The organism is Nitrospina gracilis 3/211, from assembly GCF_000341545.2.
Taxonomy (GTDB): Bacteria; Nitrospinota; Nitrospinia; order Nitrospinales; family Nitrospinaceae; genus Nitrospina; species Nitrospina gracilis.
The window spans coordinates 2,867,480-2,885,256 of sequence record NZ_HG422173.1; the positions used below are offsets into that span (position 1 = coordinate 2,867,480).

The window sequence follows — 17,777 nt, forward strand, 5'->3', positions numbered from 1 at the left end:
AAAAATCAACCGGACACCGCAGGTGGCCCAGGAGAAACCGGTCCTGGAGCCGCTCACGCCTCGCTGGGTGTGGGTTCAGTGCTGATTTTTCGGCCTTTCAAGGCCTGCAATCCCTCATGCCCGACAAACAGGGCGAGGCCGATGAGCACCAGCGCGGCCGTCCCCAGAAACAGGTGCGGCTCCGGCGCGGTAAAAAACCGGTACGCCTGCCACGACAACGCGCCGATGGTGGTGATCACCATGAACACCGCCGGATACAGCGCATAAGCGGTCGGCCGCTTGACACCGATGAGGTAGGTGGCGATGACGAACAGCGCGACGGCGGCGATCAACTGGTTGGTCGCGCCGAAGATCGGCCAGATTTTCTGCCAGCCGTCGCTCGCACCGATCACAAACGCGATGGCGATGACACCTGCCGTCGTGACGTATTTGTTGAGGAACAATGGCACGCGCTGCCCCAGGGACTCCTGCACGATGAAACGCGTGATGCGCACCGCCGTGTCCAGCGTCGTCATGACGAACGTGTTGAGCGCCAGCACCGCGATCATCGACGCCAGCGTGAAGCCGAGAAACGGCAGCATCTGGTGGACCACGTTGCCGTAGCCGTGGCCGAAAGCGTGGATCCAGCCCCCGGCCTTCAATGTTTCACGGAAACCGAGCTCAGCCATATCGACGCCCCCGCCCGCAGGCGCGACCCAGTACAATCCGCCACCGACCAAAAGAACCGTGACCACGGCGACCACGCCTTCCGTCAGCATGCCGCCGTAACTGATGATGCGGCCCTGCGACTCGTTCGCCAATTGTTTCGATACCGTGCCTCCGGCGACGAGGGAATGAAATCCCGACACCGCGCCGCACGCCACCAGCACAAACAGCATCGGCCACACCGGACCCTGCTCCTCAGAAAACCCTCCCATGTACGCGGGGGTGTTGAGTCCGGGCGCCACCCACAGTAACGCCAGGATGCCAAGCGACATGCTCCCGAACAACACGTAAGTCGAAAGATAATCGCGCGGCTGGAGCAACACATGCACGGGAAGCACCGACGCCACAGCGGCGTAGATCATGAGCAGGACAAACCAGAACATCAGGGGCGACAAACCGATCACGTCGCCTTCCAGCGGCAGGGGCAGTTTGAATCCCGCATAAATGCTGGCGACCAGCGCCAGTACGGCCACAATCGACGCGGCGGCCAGGTTGCCGCCTTTTTTATAGAGGAACCAGCCCAGGATCATGCTGATGGGGATGATGGCGAAGGTGGGAATGACCATCTCCGGTTGTGCGATCAGCGTCTTCGCCGCCACCACGCCGAACACGGCAATGACCAGGAGCATCGCCAGCACGAGAAACAGCGCGAATACCGATTTGGCGCGCGATCCCATGGTGGACTCGGCGATGTCCGCCACCGATCGGCCGCGGTTTCTAACCGACATCATCAGCGTCAGGTAGTCGTGCACCGCACCGATGAACACGTTGCCGACCAGCACCCACACCAGGGTCAGCGCCCAGCCGAAATGATGCATGGCGATGATGGGACCGATCACCGGCCCCGCCCCGGCGATGGAGGCGAAATTGTGGCCGAACAGCACCATCGGTTTGCTGGGCACGTAATCGACGCCGTCGTTTTCCGTTATGGCCGGGGTGTGCGATCCTGCATCCGGGCGCACCACGTCGCGGTCCAGCCGCCCGGCGTAATACCGGTAACCGGCGAAATAGAAAAACAGGCACGCGCCAATGAGAATGGTCCAGGTCAGCATAACGCCTTTACAAACCCCGGTTTATCGAGGGGGATAATGACATTCATAATTGAGCTTTATTATAAATTACAAAATGAGGTGGATGCCAGAGACTTCGATCTTTTTGAAGGGGCCGATGCCGGAGACGTACACCCGCACGGTGTCGCCGGTGTGCAGAAGCTTTGATAAATGGAGGGTGATGCCGCCCGCCTCGAAATGACGGTAACCGGTGGGATCGAGCGGCGGCTGGTGCCGGACCCGCATCTCAGGAAGCCTGCCGACACAACACGGCGTTTCCAGGTCCTCGACCTCGATGGTCAGGTCGGACCGGCCCCGCTCGTTCAGGAATTCGGCAACGTTGTCGGCAACTTCAATCTTCATCGCCCACCTCGATGCGAACGGTTAAAACAGCGCGCCCTGCGAAATGGTGTGGTCGCGGTGCGGCCCGGTGGAGATCATCAGCATCTCCACGTCCAGCAGTTTCTGCAGACCGTCGATGTAACGTTTGGCGTTGTCCGGCAGGTCGCTGAAGCAACGCGCGCCGGAGGTTTTCTCCTTCCAGCCCGGAAACTCAGTATACACCGGTTCGCATTCTTCCAGCACGCGCGGGCAGGCGGGCATGCCTTCCAGCACCTTGCCCTTGTGCGAGTAGCCGGTGCAGACCTTGACGGTGTCGAACGTGTCGAGCACGTCGATCTTGGTCAGCGCCACGGCGTCGATGCCGTTCAGCTCCACCGCATACTTCGCCACCACCGCATCGAACCAGCCGCAACGGCGCGGCCGCCCGGTGGTCGAGCCGAACTCGTCGCCGTTCTTGCGCAACTGCTCGCCGAAGCCATCGGTCAGCTCCGTCGGGAACGGGCCTTCGCCGACGCGCGTGGTGTACGCCTTGATCACACCGATGACGCGGGTGATTTTGTTGGGCGGGATGCCGAGCCCCGTGCACGCGCCACCTGAGGTGGCGTTGGATGACGTGACGAACGGATACGTGCCGTGGTCCACGTCCAGCATGGTGCCCTGCGCGCCTTCGCACAGTACCTTGTGGCCCGCCGCGATCTCAATACGCAGGATGCTTTGCGTGTCGCGGATGTATTTCAGGATGACTTCGCGGTAGCCGAGCAGGTCGTCGTACAGTTTTTCGAACTCCTGCAGGTCGCAACCGTACAGGTTCTTCAGGATTTTCTTCTTTTCCTCGTAGTTGGCGCGCATGGTGTCTTTCAGGATCGACTCATCGAGAAAATCGCACAGGCGCAATCCGGCACGCGCCACCTTGTCTGCGTAGGACGGACCGATGCCGCGCCCGGTGGTGCCGATCTTGCGGTCGCCGGAGGTACTTTCCTTATTCTGGTCGGACACCATGTGGTACGGCAGGATGATGTTGGCGCGGTCGCTGATCACCAGCTTGTCGTCGAACTCAAACCCCGCCTGCTTGAGCATGCCGATCTCCTCCACCAGTGCTTTGGGATCGATCACCACGCCGTTGCCGATGACGCACAGCTTGCCTTTATGGAAAATGCCGGACGGGATGAGGTGCAGGATGAATTTCTGGTCGCCGAAGCAGATGGTGTGGCCGGCGTTGTGGCCTCCCTGGTAACGGGCGACGACGTCGGCTTCTTCGGAGAACAGGTCGATGATTTTCCCTTTACCTTCATCGCCCCACTGCATACCCACCACTACGGAAACAGGCATGATGGTCCCTTCTTTGTCGGTTTAATGGAATCGAGCACAGGCTGGCAAGGCCGGTCGTGCGGGGTTGGTCTCAGAGTTTTGACCGGGGAGTTATTATCGGCCCGCGCCGGGGCAATGTCAACCGCTTTCGGGGCGGCGGGAAATGCAGGCTAGAGGCGGAAATCCCGCAGGTACTGCTTGATCTCTTTCGCCGGAACGGGGGGGCCTTCGCCGATGCCGGGACAGAACCCGCCCACCAGCGTCCAGTAGTTTTTGGAGTCGAGGTGTTCCTTCCAGAACGGGTAGGCACTGCACTGTTTCGGTTTCGCCGGGTGGATGGAACAGCCCTGCATGGTGAGGAAGGTGCAAGCCTCGCCCTCCTTCACCTCCATCTCCCAGTAGCCCTCGAACTTGCGCAGGCGGTACTTTTTGCGGAACTCACTGGGGTTCAGTCCCACATAGTCCGCCGCGCGGTGGACGTCATCGGCATCGAAATACACCACGCCGGGTTTCATGCAGCATTTGAAACACCCCTGCTGGCATTCGAAGCGGACCGGTTCCTTTTCCCACCATTTCGCCATGATTAAAGTATCACCAGGTCGTCGCGGTGCACGACTTCTTCGTAGAAGTCGGTACCGACGAGGTTGCGGATCGCCGGGGTCTTCATGCCCTTGATGCGGTCGAGCGCCCCGGCGCTGTAATTGACCAGCCCGCGGGCGATCTCACTGCCGTCCGACACGATGCGCACCGACGCGCCGAACTCGAACGCGCCCTCGACCTTCACCACCCCCGCCGGGAGCAGGCTTTTGCCGCGCTCGACGATGGCCTTGCAGGCGCCGGCATCGACGGTCAACGTGCCCGCCGGTTTCAACGTGTGGGCGATCCAGTGCTTGCGGTCGCGGATCTTGGTCTTTCCCGACCAGAACAGCGTGCCCACCGCCGCCCCGGCGAAGATCCTGTCCAGTATTTTACCATCCAGCCCGTTCACCACCAACGTGGGGATGCCGAAACTCATGGTCTTCTTCGCCGCCAGCACCTTGGTGTACATGCCGCCGACGGAGAGCGGGTTGCGGCTTTTGCCCGCAAGCTGTTCGATATCCGCCGTGATGCGGTCCACGTGCGAGATCAGCTTCGGCGCGTCCGCCGCGTTTTTGCGCGCGCGGGCGGGGTCGCCGTCGAACAGGCCGTCCACGTCGGAGAGAATGATCAGCAACTGCGCCCCCGCCATGCAGGCGACGTTCGCCGACAGCGTGTCGTTGTCGCCGATCTTGATTTCATCGACCGTCACCGAATCGTTTTCGTTGACGATGGGGATGACGCCGCGTTCCAAAAGGGCTTCGATGGTGTGCTTGGCGTTCAGAAAGCGTTTGCGGTGTTCGAGGTCGTCGTGGCCGAGTAGGATCTGCGCCACCTTCAGGCCCTGCTTGTCGAAAAAATGTTCGTAGGTGCGCATGAGGAAACTCTGGCCGATGGCGGCGCAGGCCTGTTTTTCCGGGATGTCGAGGGTGGAGCGCACCAGGTTGAGACGCTGGCGGCCGGCCATGATGGCGCCGGAGGAGACGACGATGACTTCGACGCCGAGATCGGTGATGTGCTTGATGCGCCGGGCGTAACTGCGGATGCGTTTTTCGCTGAGGCCGCGTTCGAGCGCGGTGCGGCCCGACTCGTGATCGCTGATCACGCCGCTGCCGATCTTGATCACCACGCGCTTGACCGCCTTCAGGATTTCCCGCCGCAGTTCTTTTTCTTTAGTCCCCACCCGTGTCGCCATTCACCCGTTCCGTAAATAAAAACCAAAGGAAGGCATCATAAAACATCCACGGGACCCGTACAAGTGGGCAATGCGGGGACTCACTCCTTCGCGCCGTGGGCGATCAGGTAATCGACGACGGTGGTGTCCCCTGATTGTTGTGAAATCATTTTAGCAATTTCCAAAATCGATTGGTCAGCATTAATGGCAACGTTTACATCAGATCCAGAATTTACGAAGAGCTTTACTAATTCCTGGCTGACCCCCGAAACATCTTCATTGTTCCAGAAAACAGCCCAAGTAAGCGGCGTAAACCCCCAAAGATCCTTTTGGTTTATTTCGGCTCCATGCTCTAAAAGGAGTTCTGCAGATTTCACGTTTGCAACTCGATGTAGAGGAGTATGCTTTCCCCATGTTTGAGCATTGACATCCAACCCTTGCTTGATCAACCATTCAACCACTTCCGAATTTCCATAAACCGCAGCCAGGTGCAATGCTGTTTCTCCATAGATGCCGCGGGCCTTGATATTGCCTCCAGAGTTGTAAAAAGCCTTTACCTTCTTCAGGCTTTCACAGTTCTCTTTTCGCAAAATTTCCGTTTCGGGAATGGATGTGGACCCATTTTTCATCAACAGGTCAACCACATCGTCTTTTTTCAAGGTCCTGGCCCAGTACAGCGGTGTGTGGCCATATTTATCGCGAACATCAACTTTTGCTCCAAAATCAATCAATAACTGGATCAGTTCAATGTTTTCTTGACGAACAGACAAATGCAAAGGTGTAACGCCCTCATCTGCCGCATTAACCTCTGCGCCATTCTCCAATAAAACTTTAACGGGTGGCGGCTCCATTATCCCAATAAACACATTATTATTCGCAGGATAATGATCCACAGCAAGGTGCAAAAGAGTGGCTTTATTTAATACAAATGGAAATTTTGCAGAGGAAAAAGAAACTTCCGTTCTTCCATGTATATCGGCTCCTTTTTTAATCAGTAATTTTGCCCTTTTTCCAATTTGTGACGTTATTGCCATTTGCAAGGCGGTTTTTTCGCTTCGCTTATCACGAGCATTGATATCCACGCCTTTATTCAAAAGAAATTCCACCATCTCCCTGTTGTAGGCAAATGCCAGATTTCTCGCCGCATCTTTATGAATATCCGCTCCTTGTTTTATAAGGAACTTAACCACATCCATATTTTCCCCGTGCAAAGATGCCTCAAATGGGCTCCATCCTTTGTCAATATCTACATTCACATCAATTCCTTTTGAAATCAGTAAATCAATTATGGGAATATCTCCTTTAAGAATTGCAGATTTCAAAACATTCATTGGACTGGGATGTTTTAACTCAGTCACATTTTTATTCTGCAACAACAGCTCGACCATTGGCTTATTGCCCTGTTCCACCGCCAAAATGAGAGGATTGAAGGTGCCCGGAGTTTTTTCAAAATCGGCACCTAATTCGATTAACAATCGAGCCGTTTCAATGTCTTTTTTTCGACCGCACAAAACAAAATGGATTGCCCATCGGAGTTCTCAATATTAACATCCCGATCATTAGCAATCATTTCCTGAATCCGCTCGCGATCTCCCTGTTCTACGGCCTCATAAATGGTCAGGCCGGGTTTGGCCCCCTTACTTTTAAGAAAAGCCGCCACATCTTCCTTTTCATAAGATTTCGCCCGATAATACGGAGTCTCGCCCCACTTATTGATCGCATTCGGATCGACCCCCAATGCGATCAGGTATTCGGCGATTTTGACATCGGAAACGAAATGAAGCGGGGTGTCACCATTTTCATTCGGGGTTAACTGGGCTCCCGCCTCCACAAACAATTTTATTGTCTCAAATTGTTCAGCTTTGGCGTATGAAATCGCCATATAAAACGGAGTCCATCGATCATTGAAGATATAATTTACGTCTGCGCCATTTTTAATAAGAAAGCTGACGAGCGGCCATTTGTGCCTATCCAGAGCAAGAACCAATGTTGTACCACCGGTCGAAACTCGAGCATCGACGTCAGCACCAAACTTGATTAACAGGATCGCCGCCTCCAGTTGGTCATGCTCAATGGCTTTATCCAAAGGTGTATAGCCAAATGGGCGGGATCGGATATCCACATCCACACCTTGCTCAATCAACTCTTCTATGCGGTTCAAGTCTCCCTTTTGCGCGGCTTCATGCAGAGGGTGATAGTGCTCAGAAATATAACTTGGCAGGGTCAGCATCCCCAGCACGAGCAGGGTGGCGAGGGGGCTGGCCTGGAATTTGCGGCAACGCATCGGTCTATTCCTTCGCGCCCAAGGATTTGAGGAGGAGGCGCATCTGCGGGTCGAAGGCGAGTTGCATGGGCGTGGTGTTCGGCTGGCGGGTGAAGGGGTCCTGTCCGCGCGCGTGAACGTCGGCCCCGTGATCCACCAGCAACGTGACGACGCCCTGCTGTCCGCTCAAGGATGCGTAATGAAGCGGCGTCAACTCCAGCGCGTCGCGCACGTTCACGTTCGCGCCCTTCTCAACGAACAGCTTCGCCAGATTTTCGGTGCCGAACTGCGCCACGAAATGAAGCGGCGTTTTCTGCCACGAGTTCTCTTTCAATTCCAGGTCCGCGCCGTTTTCGATGAGCAGGCGCGCCATCGCCGGTTCGCCCAACTGCGTCGCCAGGTGGAGCGGCGTGAAGCCCTCGCGGTCGCGCGCGTTGACGTTGGCCTTGTGATCGACGAGGTAGCGCACGGCCTCAACGTGACCCCGCGCCACGGCCCAGTGCAGGGGCGTCCGGTGGAACGCGTCCTTGACGTTGATGTCCTCGCCCTGCTCGATCAGCTTGTCCATCATGCCGACCGCGCCGATCTTCGCCGCCTCGTGCAGGTGGCTGGTCGCTTCGTTGCCGCAGGCGGCGAGTCCGCCCAGCATCCAGACCGCCGCCGCCATCCATACCATCCAGATTTTTTTCATGGAGTCTGCTTGTTTGAAGGTTTGGGTTTGCCTTCCGCCAGCGCCTCATCGACGAATTGGTGGATGCGGTCGAAGTACGCCTGCCCGCCCAGGCGGTAGGTGTTGTTGTGCCCCGCGCCGGGGAGATCGTAAAACGCTTTCGGCTCCGCCGCCGCATCGTACAACTTGCGTCCCAGTTTGTACGGCACCACTTCGTCGTCGGTGCCGTGGATGATGAGCTTCGGGATGGTGATGTCCGGCACCTTGTCCACCGCGTTCAACTTTGAACGAATGGCCCAGCCGATGGGCAGGACGGGGAACATCGCGCCCGCCATGTCGCGCGCGTTGGTGAACGCCGCCTCGAGGATCAGCCCCGCCGCCGGGTTGTGGTGCGCGACGTCGGTGGCGAACGCCCCACCCAGCGAGCGGCCGAACAGGATCACCGTATCCGGCGGCACCTTGCGTTCCTTCACCAGCGTGTCGTACGCCGCCTGCGCGTCTTGCAGGATGCCCTCTTCGTCCGGCGCGCCTTCGCTTTTGCCGTAGCCGCGGTAATCGAAGATGAACACGTTGAGGCCGAGCGGCGTGAGACGCTGGATGTTGTCCACGCGGTGCGTCAGGTTGCCCGCGTTGCCATGAAAGAACAAGAGCGTCGCGCGCGCTTCCATGGCGGGGAAGTACCAGCCGTGCAGTTTCGTGCCGTCGGATGCGGTGAACCACACGTCCTCCACCGTCATGCCGTCCGCCGCGTCCCACTCGCCGTCCGGGTACGTGTGCGGGTGGTAGATGATCTTGTTCTCGCAACTGACCAGCACCACCGCGTAGAACACGAGGATCGCCAGGATTGCCGCCGCCGTCTCGAAAATAGGCTTTCCTTTCATCAACGCATCAACCGGATTTTTTGACCCGCACGGTGAGGCCGTCGAGCGCCTCCACCACCACCGGCTCGCCCTTGTTGATGGTGCCGTCGCACACCGCCTGCCACACTTCCCCGTGCACCATGACCCTGCCTTTGGGATTGAGCCTGGAGTAGGCCGTGCCGTGCTCGCCGACAAGCGCCTCCTGGCCGCTCACCGCCTTCAGCCCGGCGGAGCGCGTGGCCAGCCACACCGCACCCGCCGTCACCAGCACCGAGACGACGAACGTTGGGATCAGCACCGTCTTCGAAATCTGCATCGCCGGGTCGTCGCTGTCAATCAGCATGATCGATCCCAGCAACAGCGACACCGTGCCGCCCGCGGTCAGCAGGCCGAACGTCGGCACGTTGAGTTCGACGACGAACAAAATGCCACCGAGCAGGATCAAAAGCAATCCCGCGTAATTGATGGGCAGTGTCTGCATGGCGTAGAGGGCGAGGATCATGCTGATGCCGCCCAGGATGCCGGGCAGGATGAGGCCGGGATTCGACAATTCAAAGTACAGTCCCACCATGCCGATCATCATCAGGATGTAGGCAACGTTGGGGTTGGAGATGACGTCGAGGATCTGTTCGCGCGGGGTCATCTCGCGGTGCACGATGGGTTTGTTTTTGGTGTCGAGCGTCACCGTGCGCCCGTTGTCGAGTTTCACCTCCCGTCCGTCGATGGCCAGCAGGAGCGCATCGAGACTCCCGGCGACGAGATCGATCACACCCAGCTTCTTCGCCTCCTCGGCGGAGATGGACTGGCTCTGCCGGACGGCCTTCTCCGCCCAGTAGGCGTTGCGGCCGCGTTTTTCGGCGAGCGACCGGATGTACGCCGAGGCGTCGTTGACCACTTTTTCTTCCATCGGCGACGGTTTGCCCTGCTTGTCATCCTGCTGGCCGCCGCCCATCAGGTTGACCGGGTGCGCCGCTCCGATGTTGGTGCCCGGCGCCATGGCCGCCACGTGCGAGGCGATGGTGATGAACGTGCCCGCCGAGGCGGCGCGCGATCCGCTGGGCGCAACATAAGTGGCTACCGGAACATCCGAGGCCTGGATGGCCTTGATGATCTGCCGCATGGCGGTGTCGAGTCCGCCCGGCGTGTCCATCTGCAGGACCACCAGCGCCGCGCCTTCGTCACTGGCGGCCTGGATGTGTTTGCTGGTGTAGTCGGCGGAGACGGGGTTGATGGCTCCCGCAATGTTGATGACCACCACACGGCCCGAGGAGGTGCTCTGGGTCGAGGCCGAAGGCGGCGCTTGCTGGGTTTCGGTGTCTTCGGCAAACGCCCCGCCCACCGCCAGCAGGAAGCCGCATCCGAACACCGCCATCCATTGTTTCCAGTACATAGGGAGCACGGGATAAAGGATTGATTACAAATATTTTTTCAAACCCCCGGAACAAAGTCAAACCGAAAAGCCGCGTCCAAACAGGCCAAACCCAACGCCCGGGAAAATTGGTTCAAGGGCCGTACGTTTGGTGTTACACTGAACCGATTGGAAACACGGGTATTACTCATGGATTACAAAACCATTTTCATTGTCGATCCGGTCAAGTTCGAGCGCCTCCAGCTGGCCAAGTTTCTCAAGCAGGAGAGTTTCACCATCATGAGCTTTGTCAGCCTGGCCAACGCTTTTGGCAAACGCACGCCGATCCAGTGCGACCTGCTGATTTACGTGATTCGCAAAGGGCAGACGGACCTGAAGGCGCTGGAACGGGTGAAGAAGAAGGACCGGAGCCTTCATTTCATTCTGATGGTCCAGCACGCGGACCAGAAGGTGGATCTGGAACCGTACCGGGAGATGGGGTTCGAAAACATTTTCACCGCGGCCAACAACGAAAAGGTGCGGGAGATCGCCTACGGCTACCTCGCGCCCGACGGGTTGCAGTCGCGCCCGGAAACGCCGCACCCCCTGCCCCTTCCCTGAATCGGCAACGAAACCACATAACCTCGCAATAGAATTATTGAATTATGGAATCCAGTTTGAAAACGCAGGAAGTGCACATCGGCCCCATCGCCGTCGGCAACGGGCATCCGCTGGCGGTCATCGCGGGACCGTGCGTCATCGAATCCGAAAAGCACGCCATGGAAACCGCCGAGCAGTTGCAGGAAGTCTTCTCGAAGGCGGGCATTCCGTTCATTTACAAGTCGTCGTACGACAAGGCCAATCGGTCATCGTACAAATCGTTTCGCGGACCGGGCCTCGAAGAAGGCCTGCGCATCCTGAACAAGGTGAAGAAGGAACTCGGCGTGCCGGTCCTCTCCGACGTGCACAAGGAGGAGGAGGTCGATCCCGCCGCCGAGGTGCTGGACATTCTCCAGATTCCGGCGTTCCTGTGCCGGCAGACGGACCTGGTGGTGAAAACAGCCAAGACCGGCAAACCCGTCAACGTGAAGAAAGGCCAGTTCCTCGCGCCGTGGGACATGAAAAACGTCGTCGATAAAGTGAAGGAAACCGGCAACGAGAACATCGTGCTCACCGAGCGCGGTTTCATGTTCGGCTACAACAACCTCGTCGTGGACATGCGCTCGCTGGTTTTGATGCGCGAACTCGGCTATCCGGTCTGTTTCGACTGCACGCACAGCTTGCAGTTGCCCGGCGGCCAGGGCACGACCTCCGGCGGACAGCGCGAGCTGGTACCGTACCTGACGCGTGGCGCGGTGGCCGTGGGCTGCGACATGCTGTTCATGGAAGTGCACCCGGACCCCGACAGCGCGCCGTCGGACGGTCCCAACATGCTGAGGCTGGACACGCTTCCGGCGTTCCTCGACCAGATCAAACAACTCGACGCGCTGCGGCTTTCTTAAAAGCCACTCTTCTTCCCTTTCTTCCTCGGAGGTGCGGGATGAAATTCAAATGGCTCCCTTTTTTCCTGGGATGCGCCCTGCTCTTTACCGCAGGTCCCTCCGCTTCGCCTGCACAGGAAGGAAGCTGGAAAGTCCTCGCTCCCACGCCCACGCCGCGCACGGAAGTCGGCGTTGTCACTCTCAACGAGAAAATTTACGTGATCGGCGGCTTCACGCCGGAAGGCATCGCCGACAAAGTAGAGGTGTATGATCCGGCAAGTGGCCAATGGTCGGAAGCCGCCTCCCTGCCCCGCGCTCTGCACCATGTCGCGGCGGTGACGGTGAACGGCATGATTTACGTCGTTGGCGGATTCGCCACGGGAATGTGGTCGCCGGTGGACACGATTTACGGGTACGATCCGCAATCGAATGCCTGGACGGAAAAGGCGCCGATGCCCACGGAACGCGGCGCGCTGGGGGCGGGAGTGATCGACGGCAGGATTCATGCAGTGGGCGGCGCGTTCAGGAAATTCTTTCGGCTCAAGAACACCGGCGCGCACGAGGTGTACGATCCGGCCACCGACACGTGGACGGAAGCCGCCGATATCCCGACGCCGCGCGATCATTTGACCGTTTCGGTGATGAACGGCAAACTCTACGCGCTGGGCGGACGCATCGACGTCGATTTCGGGGATAATCTGGACCGCAACGAGGCGTTCGACCCGAAAACCGGAAAATGGCAGAGGCTGGCACCGCTCCCCACCAAACGGAGCGGCATCACTTCGCAGGCGGTGAATGGAAAGATTTTCGTTTTCGGCGGCGAAGCCACCGAGGGCACTTTCGACAAAAACGAGGCCTACGACCCCGGCACCAATACCTGGAAAACCTACAAACCCATGCCCAATCCCTGCCACGGCCTGGGCTCGGCGGTGGTGAACGGATCCATCCACCTCATCACCGGCGGCCCCAATCCTGGCGGCGGCGGCAGTCAATACCACCAGGTGTTCACTCCCTGACAGGGCAAGGCAAAGGAGTGGTGCCCCGCGGGCGGACGATGACTTTCCAGCCCATTCCAGACCCTAACAATTGGTCTTGATGATTTCGCCTTTGATTGCGGCGGTGGTGCAGAGGGAGGGTTCATCACTGCCCGGATGCCATTCGTCCTGATTGGCGCGCAGGCTGACGATGTGTACTTCTTCTTTCGGCAGGGCGCGACTGGCGTATTTCGCGGCAGTGAGGTTGATAGCGCGAAAACGACGCGGTGGCTCCGTCCAGCCGATCAAAACATGATGCCCCTCGACACGGACCCACGCCACCTCCGGCAGACCGCGCAGGTAGGTGACGGAATCGATCAATATCTGCCACGGCTGGCGCAATTCCCGAGCATAAGTGGACACCGGAAGCAAAAGGGCTATGGTTAACAGGGCGCAACTCATCCATCGCAACATACGCGTTCGCTCCTTTGGAAAATCATTTGAGGCAATGCAGGTATTCCTTTAAATAAGACGTCAGGTGGGCGGTGGCAAGGCGGGCATGTTTGCCGAGTTCGATCATGCCGGTGAGATCGCCGGGATGCGTCAGCACGTGCCACCCGGCTTTGAGGGTCGAGACATTCCCGTCGTCATCAACCAGGTGCGAACAGTTCATCAGGCTCTGCTCCGCCGTATCGGTGACGGAGCGCACGGACAAAAACGGGACGTCACGCCGCTCGGCTTCTTTTGCCAGCTCGAACGTTTCCATATCCACGCCCAGCGCACCATGCGTTTGCCCCAGCTTTATTTTGTCGTCGGGGTGGCTGACGACGTCGTCCGCGGTCAGCAGCGTGCCCTGGTAGGCGGTTGCACCCTCCGGGCAGGCCACCACCATTGCCTGGTTCACCAGTGCCACGGGAATGGCCATCGATTCGGTGGTCACCGCCGCTCCGTCGCGAACCATCGTGATGGTATCGGCGATCAGCAGGTCACCAACCTGCAAGGCGGGATCGAGCCCCCCGGCAAAGCCGATGGAAATCACCTGCACGAGAGGGAAGTAGTCGCACACCTGTTGAAACGCTTTGGCGGCCCGCCTGCGTCCGACACCCGACCGCACCAGCACAACGCGGTAGCCTTCCCACGTGCCGACGAACGCCGACGCGCCGTTCAGTTTGATCGACTCGTCGATCTTCATGCGGCCCTTGATGCCCGCAATCTCTTCCCGGATGGCGCCAATGATGCACAAATGATGTTCCATGCGCCCGATTGTACTCCCTTCACCCTGCCGATTGAATCCATTTTTGACGCGGCGGGCTTTGCGGTAGTATGATCGCAGACTTTTCTCACAGGGAGCACACCTTGGCCAAACAGAAACTGGAAATCCCGGTGCACGTCGGCGACGATGTGGAACTGGAAGTGGAATCGCTGGCATCGAGCGGCGACGGCGTCACCCACCACCATGGCTACACCTTGTTCGTGCCCCACACCCTTCCGCAGGACCGGGTGAAAGCGCGGATCACCAAAACCACCAAACGTTTCGGGGTGACGCGTGTCATCAAACGCCTGCACTCGACCCCCGACCGAGTGGATGCGCCGTGCGCGGTGTTCCCGGAATGCGGCGGATGCAAAATCCAGGACTGGGATTACTCAAAGCAGATGGAGTTCAAGGTCCGGCAGGTACAGGATGCGCTGGCGCACGTCGGCGGGTTGAACGTCGCGGTGGGGATCGATCCTGTCCCCGCCGACCAGCCTCTCCACTACCGCAACAAGGCCAACTACGCCATCGAAAAACGCGGCAAGAAACCGTCGATCGGCTTTTACCGCCAGGGCACGCACCACGTGGTCGATCACGTCGAATGCCACACGCTGATGGAACCGATCACCGCCATCAAGGAATGGTTGCGGGGATTGATCGAGAGCCACAGCCTGTCGATCTACAACGAACGGCGTCACACTGGATTCCTGCGCGGGCTGGTGGTGCGGCACTCGGCGGCGACGGGCGAGGCGCTGGTGGGACTGGTCACCACCCACGGCGAGTTTTCGCGCAAATTCATGGACGACCTTACCGATGAGGCCCGATTGAAAAGTTTCGGCATCCAGGGCGTCATTCACAACATCAACCGCTCGAAGACCAACGTCATCCTCGGCCACGAAAATATCACGCTGTGGGGACAGGATTTTTTCCGTGAGAAACTGGGCGAACTGGAGTTCCATCTTTCCCTGCCGTCGTTCTTCCAGATCAACCCGTACCAGTCGGTCAAGCTCTACGGCATCGTGCAAAGCTGGGTGGAAGGCACCGACGGCTCGGTGCTCGATGCCTACTGCGGCAACGGCGGCATCAGCCTGTGGCTGGCGAAAGCGGGGTGCGAGGTGGTGGGCATCGACTCCGCCGCCTCGAACATCGAGGACGCGGAACAAAGCGCGCATTTGAACGGAATCACCACCTGTCGCTTTTTGAACATGCCGCTTGAGCGTGCGTTCCAGCTTAAAGAAGAACTGGCGGCGGTGAAGACCGTGGTGCTCGATCCGCCGCGCAAGGGGTGTTCGCAGGAAGTGGTTACGGGGATTCTGGAAATGAAACCGGACCGCATCATCTACGTCTCCTGCAACCCGGCCACGCTGGCGCGGGACCTCGCACTCATGCAGGGCTACGCCGTACGCGCAATCAAGGTGATCGACATGTTTCCGCAGACCCAGCACGTGGAGACGGCGGTTCTACTGGAACGGGAGTGATGCGGGAGAACGTCAAAACCCCGCGTGCTTGGGGGTGCGGGGAAAGGGTATGACGTCTCGGATGTTCTCAACGCCGCTGACAAACTGCACGAGGCGCTCGAATCCCAACCCGAACCCGCTGTGCGGCGCACTGCCGAAGCGCCGCAGATCCAGGTACCACCAGTATTCCTCCAGATCGAGCCCCTTTTCCTTGATGCGTTTCTGCAACGTGTCCAGGTCGTCCTCGCGCTGGCTGCCGCCGATGATCTCGCCCAGCCTTGGCAGGAGCACGTCCATCGCGCGCACCGTCTCGCCGTCGTCGTTGAGCTTCATGTAAAACGGCTTTATGGACTCCGGGTAGTTGTAAATGATCACCGGTTTCTTGAAATGTTTCTCGGCGAGATACCGTTCGTGCTCCGCCTGCAGGTTGCATCCCCACTCCACCGAGTAAGTGAACTTTTCGTTGCTCTTCTCCAGCAGGTGGACGGCGTCGGAGTACGGGATGCGTTCGAACCGGTTTTCCGCGACATGGGTCAGCGTTTCGATCAGGTGTTTGTCGATGCGGTTGTTGAAAAACTCCAGGTCCTCGGAGCATTCCTCCAGCACGTCCTTGAACAGGTACTGGATGAACTTTTCGGCGAGATCCATGTCGTCATCCAGATCATAGAACGCCATCTCCGGCTCCACCATCCAGAACTCGGAGAGGTGGCGGCTGGTGTTGGAGTTCTCCGCACGGAACGTCGGCCCAAAGGTGTAAATGAGCGACAGCGCCATGGCGTAGATCTCACCTTCCAGTTGACCGCTCACCGTGAGGTTGGCCTTGCGCCCGAAAAAATCTTCGCCGTAATTCACCTGCCCGTTGTCCTTCGGCACCTGGTTGAGGTCCAGGGTCGTCACCTGAAACATCTCGCCCGCGCCCTCGCAGTCACTGGTGGTGATGATCGGCGTGTGCAGATACACAAACCCGCGGTCCTGGAAGAAGCGGTGGATGGAAAACGCGAGGCGGTTTCTCACCCGCATGACGGCACCGATGGTGTTGGTGCGCGGGCGCAGGTGGGCAATCTCGCGCAGGAACTCCAGAGAATGGTATTTTTTCTGGAGAGGATAGGTTTCCGGGTCGGCGCCCCCGTACACCCACAGCTCACCTGTCTGGATTTCCACAGACTGCCCCTTGCCCTGCGAGGCCACCAGTTTGCCGCGCACGCCGACACAGCTTCCGGTCTGGAGTTTCTTTTCGTTTTGCTTGTAGGCGTCGAGGGAGTGATCGACGATGGCCTGGATGTTTTTCTGGCAGGAGCCGTCGTTGATCTCCAGAAACGAAAAGCCGCCCTTGGAATCGCGGCGGGTTTTCACCCAGCCTTCGACGATGACGTCGTCGCGCGGTTCGCCCTTTGTCAGCAACTCTTTTACCCGGGCGCGCTTGCTTTTATCCATGACTTTTCATCCCAAACAATTCGTGTCATGCAGTTGGCGAAACCACTATAAACTTTTTCGGAATTGACTGAAAAGGGAAAAGTGCCGAAACACGGGTCGTGTTGACATGACAGGGGTTTTCGGATAGGTTAAGGCAGGTTGACAACGAAACCGAAACTGTAATTTTCTCCACCCGTTTACCGCCTGCCGGCAACCGGGAACCACCGCATCCGTCCGTGTTTATTCTAGCCGAATTCATCAACGCCACCGCCACTGTATTGGGAATTGCGCTCAACCTGTACATGTGGATCGTCATCATCCGCGCGCTGCTGTCGTGGGTGAATCCCGATCCTTACAACCCGATCGTGCAGTTCCTGCATGCGATGACCGATCCCCTGATGAACCGCGTGCGCAACTGGATCGGCATGGGCGGCGGCATGGGCATCGATTTTTCGCCGATCATCATCCTGCTTGGCATCGTGTTTTTGCAGGAGTTTCTGGTGACGTCGCTCCGCATGCTGGCCATGCAACTGCAGTGACCCCGGCGGCGCACCGAATCCGCTTGAGGTGAGCCGCACCGGCCGCCTACAGGGTCTCTCCCATGTCCCTTTCCATTAAAAAGAATGACCACGGCCTCACGTTTTCTGTTACGATTCAACCCCGGACGTCGCGCAATGAGATTGCGGGCGTGCACGATGGTGCGTTGAAGGTTCGACTCACTTCTCCGCCGGTGGAAGGCGCGGCGAATAAAGCCTGCCTGAAACTGCTGGGCAAAACGCTGGGCATGGCGCCGTCAAAACTGTCCATCGTCAGCGGCTCCACTTCCCGCAACAAGGTGATCCAGGTTGACGGCATGGACGAAGCGGCGTTCCGCGAAAAACTGAAACCGCACCTGACCTGATTTC

Annotated in this window: 19 protein-coding genes; 6 read left to right on the plus strand and 13 right to left on the minus strand. The window is 58.5% G+C overall.

What is annotated here, in order from left to right:
* Positions 1-53: 53 nt before the first annotated feature.
* From TX82_RS13745 to TX82_RS13790, 10 genes are all read right to left on the minus strand, one after another.
* Positions 54-1,757, minus strand: a complete 1,704-nt coding sequence (locus TX82_RS13745; RefSeq protein ID WP_005005584.1) for a carbon starvation CstA family protein — start codon at positions 1,755-1,757, stop codon at positions 54-56.
* A gap of 66 nt (positions 1,758-1,823) precedes the next feature.
* A complete protein-coding gene (locus TX82_RS13750; RefSeq protein ID WP_005005587.1) occupies positions 1,824-2,117 on the minus strand; it encodes a CC/Se motif family (seleno)protein in 294 nt (97 codons plus the stop codon).
* A 21-nt stretch (positions 2,118-2,138) separates the two neighbouring features.
* Positions 2,139-3,425 (minus strand): adenylosuccinate synthase, encoded by a 1,287-nt coding sequence (locus tag TX82_RS13755; RefSeq protein ID WP_005005590.1) that lies wholly within the window; start codon positions 3,423-3,425, stop codon positions 2,139-2,141.
* A 149-nt stretch (positions 3,426-3,574) separates the two neighbouring features.
* Complete coding sequence (locus tag TX82_RS13760) at positions 3,575-3,985, minus strand: YkgJ family cysteine cluster protein (protein ID WP_005005593.1); 411 nt, start codon at positions 3,983-3,985, stop codon at positions 3,575-3,577.
* A 2-nt stretch (positions 3,986-3,987) separates the two neighbouring features.
* Positions 3,988-5,142, minus strand: a complete 1,155-nt coding sequence (gene proB / locus TX82_RS13765) for a glutamate 5-kinase (protein WP_042252721.1) — start codon at positions 5,140-5,142, stop codon at positions 3,988-3,990.
* A gap of 113 nt (positions 5,143-5,255) precedes the next feature.
* Positions 5,256-6,629, minus strand: coding sequence for an ankyrin repeat domain-containing protein (locus TX82_RS13770; RefSeq protein WP_042251350.1), 1,374 nt, complete (start codon positions 6,627-6,629; stop codon positions 5,256-5,258).
* Positions 6,623-7,438: an ankyrin repeat domain-containing protein gene (locus TX82_RS13775; protein WP_005005598.1), complete on the minus strand. Its 816-nt coding sequence runs from the start codon at positions 7,436-7,438 to the stop codon at positions 6,623-6,625. Before TX82_RS13775 ends, TX82_RS13770 begins: the two co-directional genes overlap by 7 nt.
* Positions 7,439-7,442: 4 nt before the next feature.
* On the minus strand, positions 7,443-8,108 hold the full coding sequence (locus tag TX82_RS15420) for an ankyrin repeat domain-containing protein (RefSeq protein WP_005005599.1): 666 nt from the start codon (positions 8,106-8,108) through the stop codon (positions 7,443-7,445).
* The gene (locus TX82_RS13785; RefSeq protein WP_005005600.1) at positions 8,105-8,968 is read right to left on the minus strand and encodes an alpha/beta hydrolase; all 864 of its coding nucleotides are present in this window, start codon (positions 8,966-8,968) and stop codon (positions 8,105-8,107) included. Before TX82_RS13785 ends, TX82_RS15420 begins: the two co-directional genes overlap by 4 nt.
* A gap of 7 nt (positions 8,969-8,975) precedes the next feature.
* The gene (locus TX82_RS13790) at positions 8,976-10,337 is read right to left on the minus strand and encodes an NfeD family protein (protein WP_005005602.1); all 1,362 of its coding nucleotides are present in this window, start codon (positions 10,335-10,337) and stop codon (positions 8,976-8,978) included.
* 168 nt (positions 10,338-10,505) lie between these two features.
* Here TX82_RS13790 and TX82_RS13795 point away from each other — a divergent pair, with 168 nt between their 5' ends.
* Genes TX82_RS13795 through TX82_RS13805 form a run of 3 tightly spaced genes read left to right on the plus strand, consistent with a single transcriptional unit; the run spans position 10,506 to position 12,792 of the window.
* Entirely contained in the window at positions 10,506-10,916 is a 411-nt protein-coding gene (locus tag TX82_RS13795; protein WP_005005605.1) for a response regulator, read from the plus strand.
* Positions 10,917-10,960: 44 nt separating this feature from the next.
* Positions 10,961-11,797 carry a 3-deoxy-8-phosphooctulonate synthase gene (gene kdsA / locus TX82_RS13800; protein ID WP_005005606.1) on the plus strand — a complete coding sequence of 279 codons (837 nt, stop codon included), beginning with the start codon at positions 10,961-10,963 and terminating at the stop codon, positions 11,795-11,797.
* A gap of 38 nt (positions 11,798-11,835) precedes the next feature.
* The gene (locus tag TX82_RS13805) at positions 11,836-12,792 is read left to right on the plus strand and encodes a Kelch repeat-containing protein (RefSeq protein WP_005005607.1); all 957 of its coding nucleotides are present in this window, start codon (positions 11,836-11,838) and stop codon (positions 12,790-12,792) included.
* Between the two features lie 63 nt (positions 12,793-12,855).
* On the opposite strand, the gene TX82_RS13810 is transcribed toward TX82_RS13805, so the two are convergent.
* Positions 12,856-13,224, minus strand: coding sequence for a hypothetical protein (locus TX82_RS13810; protein WP_005005609.1), 369 nt, complete (start codon positions 13,222-13,224; stop codon positions 12,856-12,858).
* Between the two features lie 22 nt (positions 13,225-13,246).
* Positions 13,247-14,005, minus strand: coding sequence for a phosphorylase family protein (locus tag TX82_RS13815; protein WP_005005611.1), 759 nt, complete (start codon positions 14,003-14,005; stop codon positions 13,247-13,249).
* A gap of 101 nt (positions 14,006-14,106) precedes the next feature.
* Between TX82_RS13815 and rlmD the strand changes: the two genes are divergently transcribed.
* Positions 14,107-15,480, plus strand: coding sequence for a 23S rRNA (uracil(1939)-C(5))-methyltransferase RlmD (gene rlmD / locus TX82_RS13820; RefSeq protein WP_042251354.1), 1,374 nt, complete (start codon positions 14,107-14,109; stop codon positions 15,478-15,480).
* Positions 15,481-15,492: 12 nt separating this feature from the next.
* Here rlmD and asnS read toward each other — a convergent pair whose 3' ends face one another.
* On the minus strand, positions 15,493-16,893 hold the full coding sequence (gene asnS / locus TX82_RS13825; protein WP_005005616.1) for an asparagine--tRNA ligase: 1,401 nt from the start codon (positions 16,891-16,893) through the stop codon (positions 15,493-15,495).
* A 215-nt stretch (positions 16,894-17,108) separates the two neighbouring features.
* Between asnS and TX82_RS13830 the strand changes: the two genes are divergently transcribed.
* Both TX82_RS13830 and TX82_RS13835 read left to right on the plus strand, forming a co-directional pair.
* Entirely contained in the window at positions 17,109-17,411 is a 303-nt protein-coding gene (locus TX82_RS13830; RefSeq protein WP_005005617.1) for a YggT family protein, read from the plus strand.
* Between the two features lie 62 nt (positions 17,412-17,473).
* Complete coding sequence (locus TX82_RS13835) at positions 17,474-17,773, plus strand: DUF167 domain-containing protein (RefSeq protein ID WP_005005619.1); 300 nt, start codon at positions 17,474-17,476, stop codon at positions 17,771-17,773.
* Positions 17,774-17,777: the final 4 nt, after the last annotated feature.